Genomic DNA, 8,144 nt, shown 5'->3' on the forward strand with positions numbered 1-8,144 from the left:
GTCCGCGGCCGCTCGTCCCGTGTCGGTTCGACTCGGAGAAATTGGGTTTTTGCGCGCTCCCGGACGCGGTGGTGGAAATACTCACCAGTGACAGCGAGCACTCGGTCGAGGACGAAACAGAACGACTTCTGCCACATCTCCAAAAGGGCACCTCGATTTCCACGACCGATCTGAAAGCCGGACTGCACAACCCCGAGGTGTTTTTCGATCCGCAACGTGCCGAAGCATACCGGGCTCTGTGCCATGAGGACACCGCCTCGGTCAGTTGGCTGGTATACGATTTCCTGCCCTATCTTCATCCGCAGGACTGGGAGCCGCGCACGACAGGGCGACTGATGCACTATCTGCGCGCGCTTCGCGAAATACCGCGCGCTGCGTTTATCAGTGAACAGACCCGCCGCGAGTACGTGCATCGCGTCATACGAAAGGTTGGTCGCGCAGGTCCCGCGATCCCGCTGGGCGGCGATGGCGTAGCGATGTCCCGGCAAACGTTCGACGCCCAAAAGCGAATGTTCACATATGTCGGGACAATCGAGCCCAGGAAAAACGTTGCCGATATTCTCGAGGCCTTTGAGCTGCTTTGGCAGCAAGATATCGACGTCGAATTGACCGTCATTGGTCGGATAGAAAGCCGATCGACGCGCGAGCCTGTGATCCTGGAACGCCTCAAGGCCGAACCGCGCTTCAGATATCTGGGGCATGCAAGCGATGATGCGATCAGGCAAACCCTGGAAAAAACGCGAGCAACCCTGTTCGTCAGTTCACTGGAGGGCTTTGGCATTCCGCCCTATGAAAGCCTGGCAAGCGGCATTCCGGTCATTGCATCCGCAAACCTGCCCAGCCTCGACGTGCTGCCACCAGGCGGCCGTGTCATCCTCGACGAGATAAGCCCCACCGCGATTGCCAGCGCGGTGCATCAACTGCTTGACGATCCGTTCGCGGAAAGGCTTTGGGGTGAGGTGACGAGACTGCGAATACCGACTTGGGACGGGTTTGTGCACAAACTTGCATCGTGGCTGCACGGCGCAGGCTAGAGCAGTTCACCGCTTCACGGAAACAGCGAATCGCTCCAAGTCCTTGTTTTGACGCAACTCCCCAGGGAAAGCGCTGTCCACTTTTCCCGAGAAAGCCGTTTCACGCTTTTGCTGAAATTGCTCTAACGGCCTCGCGGCGGGTTTGACGCTATCGTCAGAGCTAGCGCTTCCAAGCTCCTCACGAGTTGAGCCTGCTCTTGTCGCAATGCCTGGATGTCATCCGAGCGTGCATGATTTTCCAGGCTCCTCGCGAGCTGGGCCTGCTCCTGTCGCAGCGCCTGGATGTCATCCGAGCGTGCATGATTTTCCAAGCTCCTCGCAAGCTCATATGAGCGATCGAGGTGTTCCTGGACGGGTCGCAACAGAAATGTTCTGGTCCGCCACATCACTGGACGCACGAAAGGCCTGAAAAGAGCCTTGTAGACGGCGAGAGCGCCCTTCTTCACGGTTGAGCGCAGGCGACCTGGAGCAGGGCTGGAGGGCGGCTCAGAACTAGCCTGTGAAACCATGGAACTCTCCATAGGAGTGACATCAATCGCATTATCACGACCGACAGCATGATGAAACCGGCGTAAAAGCCTCGCCAATGGCAGAACGCTCCCCAAGGCACGCGGCGCCGCCTCATCACGAAGTTCAAGGACGAGGCGATCGTAACGTGCGGCAAGCGAGGTCGCCGAAGCACGTGAATGACGCTCCTGCTCCAGCTGTCCGGACAGGGCTGCAATATCGGCCGCCTGACGCCTGCCGTCCTCCTCCGCCCGCTCGCGTTCTTGCTCCAGTTGCTTGGACAGAGCTGCCGCGTGGGTCGTCAGGCGTATGCCCTCGGCTCCGGCCTGCCGCTGTTCTTGCTCCAGTTGCGCAGACAGGGCCGCCGCTTGGGCTGTCAGGCGCTTGCGTTCGGCCTCCGCCTGCTTTTGTTCCCGCGCAAGGCGTTTGGTCAGAGCCGCTGCGTGGACTGTCAGACGCTGGCTTTCTGCCTTCACCTGCTCGATTGCCGCCGTGAGCTCAACCGATCGTTTTTGAATTTCCGCGCTCTCTTGGYGTTGGGCTTCGCATTCCGCGGAAAATTGATCTCGCTGCGCAATGATCTCACTGCGTTCGGCCGTCAGTTGTTCCACGGCTACGCTCGAATGCCATTGTTCGAATGTAACATGGCCATCGAGAACGTTTACCGGCACATGGAAGTGGCGGAGCAGCTCTTTGCTCTCGGCCCTCACATAAAAGACATTGATGCCGTCGAAGTACGCACGCAAGAACCCGCTCGCGAGCAGAACTGGCTCCCAACTCTGATTGACGAGCTCGTTCGACCACGGCGCAGTTGCTTCGATCACCAGAACCAGCGGTCGAATCAAGCTCCAGTCTGTCGCTCCAATGATTGCAGCTTCCGACCCTTCCGCATCGATCTTGAGAAAGTTGATCTCTTGTCCAATGGCATGCTGGGCGACGAGACCGTCGAGCGTCACAGCCCGAACTCGAAGCATCTCCCCTTCGCCGTCCGCCGTGACCGGCTCTTCGGCCACTTTGGACATGCCGGGATCGGATCGATTCTGGAAGAAACCGACTTCACCGTCCTGATCCGTGACCACGGCCTTTACATTCGTGTCACGCGATCGCTCCCGCGCCAACTCGTCGAAAACCGCTCCCGGTTCGACGTTTATGCCGGACCATCCGCGATCGTAGAAAGTTTTGGTGACGGATCCTATGGTCGGGTGATAGGCGCCGATGTCGATATAGAAACCTGTCGCGGCGTCCTTGAAAACGCGCTCGAGCAGAACGTCTTCACAATTTTGCGCGTAGCTGATCATTGCGGGCGCTGCCGGCGGGGTTGCGTCGGCGCCCATGGTTTTTCCGTGCATTTCATTCGAATCGAAAAAGCTCCATTGGGCCCCGCAGCCCCGTTGTTTTCTAACTTAGCTGAAGCCGTTTGACATCAGCGGGAAACTCGCAACCGAGGCAGGTCTGCAGCCCCTCTTTGTTGGACCGTCCATCAGCACACCTGCGGTCGGCTGCGCTTTGCTGGTCGCATGCTGCCGTGTCCGAAAATTGTCGAACTGTTTGCTGAAAACGGGACATCGGCTAAAAACCTGCCGATGGATCAGGATCGTCCTCTCTTGCGCGGTTTCGCGATCTGCACGGCGCCACGGTCGGGCAGCAATTTCCTGTCACAACTGCTTTCCAGTACCGGCCAACTCGGCCGTCCGCTGGAATATTTCAACGGCCCGGGACGACGCTATTTCGACGATCCGGACTACCCCGACGACAGGGGCATGCAGATCGACAGAATCCTGACCATGGGCGCCACGTCCAACGGGATCTACGGGCTGAAGATCTTCGCGCATCAGTACGACTGGATCGAAGGCCAAACCCAATGGACCTCGATGCTTCCGAACCTGCGATTCATATTCCTGCGCAGGCGCGATATGCTGGGCCAGGCGATGTCCTGGGCGCGGGCTTTGCAGACCGGCCAGTATCGGCATGGGCAAACGTCGACGGGTGAAGCGGAATTTGATGGTGAGGCAATTTTGGGCCGTCTTCGCGCGATCGCGACCGAATATGCCCGGTGGGAAATGTATTTCGCCAGAAACGAGATAGCAGCGCTTCACTTCGTCTACGAGGAGATCGTTGATGCTCCGCAGCAGGCAATCGATAGGGTAGCCGGGCTCTTCGACCTGCATCCTGTGCACATCGATTCGCGTCAGGTCGGCGTCATTGTGCAGCGTGACGAAATCACCGAAAGCTGGCGTAAGCGCTTTGTCGAGGAATTCGGCGATCCGAATAGCGTTGATAAGTTATAGAGTTGGTCGTGGCGCCGTGCGCCGTGGACTGCCTGAGCGGACAGTTCGTCGTAGGGAGCCTGCAGATCCATGACCTTCGAACAGCCGCTGACGGTCCTGATCGCCAACATTTATCTGACAGGCCGCTCGGGAACCGAGATCGTCACCCGGGAAGTCGCCTTCGCCCTCATGCGCGCCGGGCACAGGCCGATCGTCTATGCGCCCGGGCTGGGACCGATCGCGGAAGAGATTCAGGCTCGCGGCATACCTGTCACCGACGACATCTCGACCATCGCCGCAGACATTGACATCATCCACGGCAATCACACCCAGGTTACTGCGATCGCCACGGCGCGCTTTCCGAATGCCCCGGCCGTTTACTTCGCACACGATTTCGTCGCCTGGCACAGCGCCCCGCCGCTTCTCGCCAACATCCGCAAATACGTTGCCGTCGACGACACGGTTGCCGAGCGGCTGCAGTTCGAAGCCGGCATTCCGGCAGACCGTATCGTCACGCTGCTCAATGCTGTCGACACCGACCGTTTCGTCCCCGGGCCGCCGCTGCCGGAGCGTCCACGCCGAGCCCTGGCTTTTGCCAAGAACACGCAGCATTTGCACGCGGTGCGCGCCGCCTGCGCGGAGCGCGGCATTGAGCTCGATGTGATAGGAGCCTCCATCGGCAGCATCGCGAGCGAACCCGAAACCCTGCTGCCGCAATATGACCTCGTGTTCGCGTCTGCGCTAAGCGCCCTTGAAGCCATGGCATGCGGACGCGCAGTCATCGTCTGCGACGGCCGCGGCCTTGCCGGAATGGCTCGTTCCGACACTTGGGATGGATGGCGGCGGCGCAACTTCGGACTGCGGGTGCTGCAACAGCGCCTGTCGACCGAGGCGGTCGCAGCCGAGATCGACCGCTACGATGCCGTCGATGCGGCGGAAATCTCGAGCAGAACCCGCCAAGAGGCAGGCATGTCAAAGTGGCTGAACACTTGCCTGTCGCTCTATCGCGAAGCACTGAGCCAACACCGCGCCGCGCCTGCGGACAAGGACGAATTGAACCTGTCGCTGGCGCGTCACATGCAGACCTGGCTGCCGAAGCCCGGGCCGATATGGCCGTGGATGACGGAGCGTGAGGATCTGCTGGCGCAGCTGGCTCGCATGCGGGCCGAGTTGGAGCAGGCCGAGATGATGACGCAGGCCGCGTTGGAACAGGCCAAGCTGGCGCAGGCCGAGCTGGCGCAAGCCGAACCGGAACAAGCCGGGCCGGAACAGGGTGCGCTGCAACCGGTCGAGGCGAGCAAGGTGTTATCGTTCGCCAAGGCCGACGATCCCCAAAGATTTGTGCGCCTGACGGGATTCTCCGCGGTTGAACATTGGGGAGTCTGGACTGACGGCGACCTGGCGACAGTCGAATTCAAAATGTCCTCCACGGCTGCGCCGACCTGGTTAAGACTGGGTTTGGTGGCTTTTCTTCATGAGAACCATCCGGAAGTGTCCGCTGAGCTCTTCATCAACGGAATCTCGATTGAACGACGGGTGTTTGGGTCGACCACTCCCGGCGTACCGCTTTTCCTTCAGCAAGACTGGCAGGTGGCGTTGCCGCCCGACGCTGCACTGGCCCGCAGTCTCTCCGTTGGTCTGCGGATTGAGAACCCGGCAAGTCCGCTGGAGGTGGGGCTGTCAGACGATCGGCGGCGGCTTGGATTGGGGCTATGCCTGATCGAACTTGGCGAATGAGGTCCTGACCTTCGGCCAGGACGCTCGTTCGGGATTCAGATCGCCAGTCGCCTGGCTAGCGGCTCGACGTGTTCCTTGAAGCGAAGCACCGTCTTGTAGTAGCCGCTTTTCACTCGCTCCGTGCCCCAACGCTCATAGGCCGGCGGCTGCTCGGAACATTCTGAAATGTCCAGGTGGTAGTCGACCGGGGTGAGGTGTTCCACGCTGAAGCTCGTAAGACCATGCGCAGCGCGCAGACGGTCGGCCTCCTCGGTCAATTCCGGATAATTGTCGACGGCCCTGAGCTTGCGCTCGAAGGCGCCGGCGTCGAGATGAAGCTCTATTCCCTCCCGTGTGGCGGTTTGGCGCCGCAGTACAACCGCCTCGAGCGGAAATTCGAGATTGGGCAGATCGCGGCCATTTCGGTCGCGCAGCCGCGCCAGCGCTGCGTTGACGAGCAGCCGACAGACGTCATGCCCCGGATTGAACCCCTCGACCGCGTCGGCAGCGACATAGTCGATCGCCTCATCGGCGAGGATCTCGGCTATTTCGTCAACGAGCACCCTGAACGTCTCCACTTCGCCGGCCAGAATGGCCCGGTAGAGATCGCGGTCCGCCATCCTGCCGAAGAACGTTGCCGCTGGACGCGCGCCGGCGCCGGCCAGCACTTCGGCCGTGCGGTCGAGCCGGCCGGCATCGAGATGCCCCGAGCCGTCTGTCAGCACCAGGACCAGAGGCTTGCTGGTCTCCATCCAATGATGGACCCGCAATTCATGCCCCGGATGAGCAACGATCAATGCAGCCTTCCTGCTGCGCCACCAGCCTTGCTCGCTGCTAGCCATGAGACGCCGGTTCCGGCGGTAGGCTCGAGGCGGCGGCAACGGTGAATGCATCCCGTGCGGGCATTGCCTGGATCTCCATTATTTCTCCGTACATTTCATTCGAATCGTACGAGTTCCAGCGACCGCATGACTATTGATTGCTATTGTCGATCTCAACCGAGATCGTTCTACCTCCATTCGAAAAACTATCAACCGAAATAAGCTGGCAGAACCTCATTGGGGGGACCGTCCATCCGCACTCGACCATGTTCCATCCACAGGATGCGGTTGCAATTCTTTTGCAGCAGCTCGCGTGAGTGGCTGGCAAGCACAAGTATCTTGGTCGTCTCCACAATCTCGCGCAGCCGCCTGTCGGCCTTTTGCTTGAAGTCCTCGTCCCCGGTCGAAAGCCATTCGTCCATGACGAGTATTTCCGGCCGGATCGCCGTGGATGTCGAGAAAGCCAGGCGAAGCTGCATGCCCGACGAGTAGGTCCGGAACGGCATGTCAAGAAAATCACCCAGTCCGGTGAACTCGGCAATCCCATCGAACTGCTCGCGCAATTCGATCGGCCGCATGCCCATCATCGCTGCCCGCAGCCTGATGTTTTCGCGGCCCGTTGCTTCCGGGTCGATACCCAGAGAGATGTTGATAAGGGATACGCATTCGCCGTCGATCACCGCCGATCCGCTCGTCGGCTTGTAGATGCCCGACAGCACGCGCAGCAGTGTCGTCTTGCCGGAACCATTGTGGCCGACGAGGCCGATCCGGTCCCCCTCGTTCACAGAAAAGCTCACATCCTCCAGTCCGCGCACGATGACATGACCATCAACCCGACGGTCGATCGCACCTCCTGTGGCGACGCTCAGCACCCTGTTCTTGAGAGAGCGGCTTGCCGCGTTGAAGACCGGAAATTCGACCGAGACACCGGTCAGTATGATTGAGGTCATAGCAGGGATCATAGCCAATAGGGGATGCGATGACGATAACGGCCGAACAGCAACAGGGCGACCGTCCAGCCAATGATCGCAAACACGATGCACGCCATCCAGCTCGTCGCGGACGCAAGCTCGCCCAGCAGCGGGTCGCGCACGACGCTGATGAGGTGGTAGAAGGGATTGAGATCCAGCAACAGCCGCGAAATGCCCCCGGGCAGCGTTCGTGCCATCCACATCACCGGGGTCAGGTACATGATGACCTGCAGGAGATTCTGCATGACCTGCGTCATGTCGCGATAGCGGGCGCATAAGACACCCAGGATCACCATGATCCAGAGCAAATTGAGCGACAAGATGACAAAGCCCGGCAGCGCCAGGAAAACGTGCCATGTCGGCACGCGCCAGAAGACCAGGAGAACGAGAGGATAGATGAGGATGTTGTGGCCGAGAATGATGGCGTTGCGGTAGAGCGTGCGCAGTACGTGCGTGAACAATGGCATGCGCACCTGAAGGATGATGCCTTCGGCACCGATAAAGGTGGTGCACCCCTCGTTGATCGACGACGAAATGTACCCCCAGAAGATCAAGCTGACGCAGATGTAGGGCAGAAACTCCTGCATCGGCGCACGGAAGAGCGTGCCGAAGACGAGCCCAAGCGCGCTGATCAGGACGCCCATATTGATGGTCAGCCAAAACGCTCCGACCCGTGAACGCCGATATCGCTGGGCCACGTCCTGCCAGCTGAAAGTTGTCGCCAGGTGGTGTTTCTTCAGCGAGGCTCTTATGTCGGCGAAAGCCTCTGCGAGGACGCCTGTCTCAGTCGGCAGCATATGTCGAGATATCCCGATCGTGTGTTCTGCC

General features: G+C 59.9%; 7 protein-coding genes. 3 read left to right on the forward strand and 4 right to left on the reverse strand.

Features of this window, described 5'->3' with window-relative positions:
* On the forward strand, window positions 1–1,034 hold a 1,034-nt coding region (locus tag AC1DX0_RS26780), incomplete at its 5' end, for a glycosyltransferase (RefSeq protein WP_477357437.1).
* Window positions 1,035–1,156: 122 nt separating this feature from the next.
* Here the strand turns inward: AC1DX0_RS26780 and AC1DX0_RS26785 are convergent.
* Window positions 1,157–2,875 carry an FkbM family methyltransferase gene (locus tag AC1DX0_RS26785; protein ID WP_477357439.1) on the reverse strand — a complete coding sequence of 573 codons (1,719 nt, stop codon included), beginning with the start codon at window positions 2,873–2,875 and terminating at the stop codon, window positions 1,157–1,159.
* A 183-nt stretch (window positions 2,876–3,058) separates the two neighbouring features.
* Here AC1DX0_RS26785 and AC1DX0_RS26790 point away from each other — a divergent pair, with 183 nt between their 5' ends.
* Together AC1DX0_RS26790 and AC1DX0_RS26795 are read left to right on the forward strand one after the other, a co-directional pair.
* Window positions 3,059–3,829, forward strand: a complete 771-nt coding sequence (locus AC1DX0_RS26790; protein ID WP_477219589.1) for a Stf0 family sulfotransferase — start codon at window positions 3,059–3,061, stop codon at window positions 3,827–3,829.
* Window positions 3,830–3,898: 69 nt separating this feature from the next.
* Window positions 3,899–5,545 (forward strand): glycosyltransferase family 4 protein, encoded by a 1,647-nt coding sequence (locus AC1DX0_RS26795; RefSeq protein ID WP_477219590.1) that lies wholly within the window; start codon window positions 3,899–3,901, stop codon window positions 5,543–5,545.
* Window positions 5,546–5,580: 35 nt separating this feature from the next.
* Here AC1DX0_RS26795 and AC1DX0_RS26800 read toward each other — a convergent pair whose 3' ends face one another.
* From AC1DX0_RS26800 to AC1DX0_RS26810, 3 genes are all read right to left on the reverse strand, one after another.
* Complete coding sequence (locus tag AC1DX0_RS26800; protein ID WP_477219591.1) at window positions 5,581–6,366, reverse strand: hypothetical protein; 786 nt, start codon at window positions 6,364–6,366, stop codon at window positions 5,581–5,583.
* 188 nt (window positions 6,367–6,554) lie between these two features.
* Window positions 6,555–7,295 (reverse strand): ABC transporter ATP-binding protein, encoded by a 741-nt coding sequence (locus tag AC1DX0_RS26805; RefSeq protein ID WP_477219787.1) that lies wholly within the window; start codon window positions 7,293–7,295, stop codon window positions 6,555–6,557.
* Between the two features lie 8 nt (window positions 7,296–7,303).
* Window positions 7,304–8,144, reverse strand: an 841-nt coding sequence (locus AC1DX0_RS26810) for an ABC transporter permease (protein WP_477357441.1), incomplete at its 5' end; no start/stop codon positions are given.

The sequence above is a fragment of the Mesorhizobium sp. P3_A9 genome (assembly GCF_056402975.1).

What these genes read in the sequence shown, in the direction of transcription:
- AC1DX0_RS26790 (WP_477219589.1), top strand. Translation starts at nt 3,059, where the DNA reads ATGCTGCCGTGTCCGAAAATTGTCGAACTGTTTGCTGAAAACGGGACA.
- AC1DX0_RS26795 (WP_477219590.1), top strand. Translation starts at nt 3,899, where the DNA reads ATGACCTTCGAACAGCCGCTGACGGTCCTGATCGCCAACATTTATCTG.
- AC1DX0_RS26800 (WP_477219591.1), bottom strand. Translation starts at nt 6,366, where the DNA reads ATGGCTAGCAGCGAGCAAGGCTGGTGGCGCAGCAGGAAGGCTGCATTG.
- AC1DX0_RS26805 (WP_477219787.1), bottom strand. Translation starts at nt 7,295, where the DNA reads ATGACCTCAATCATACTGACCGGTGTCTCGGTCGAATTTCCGGTCTTC.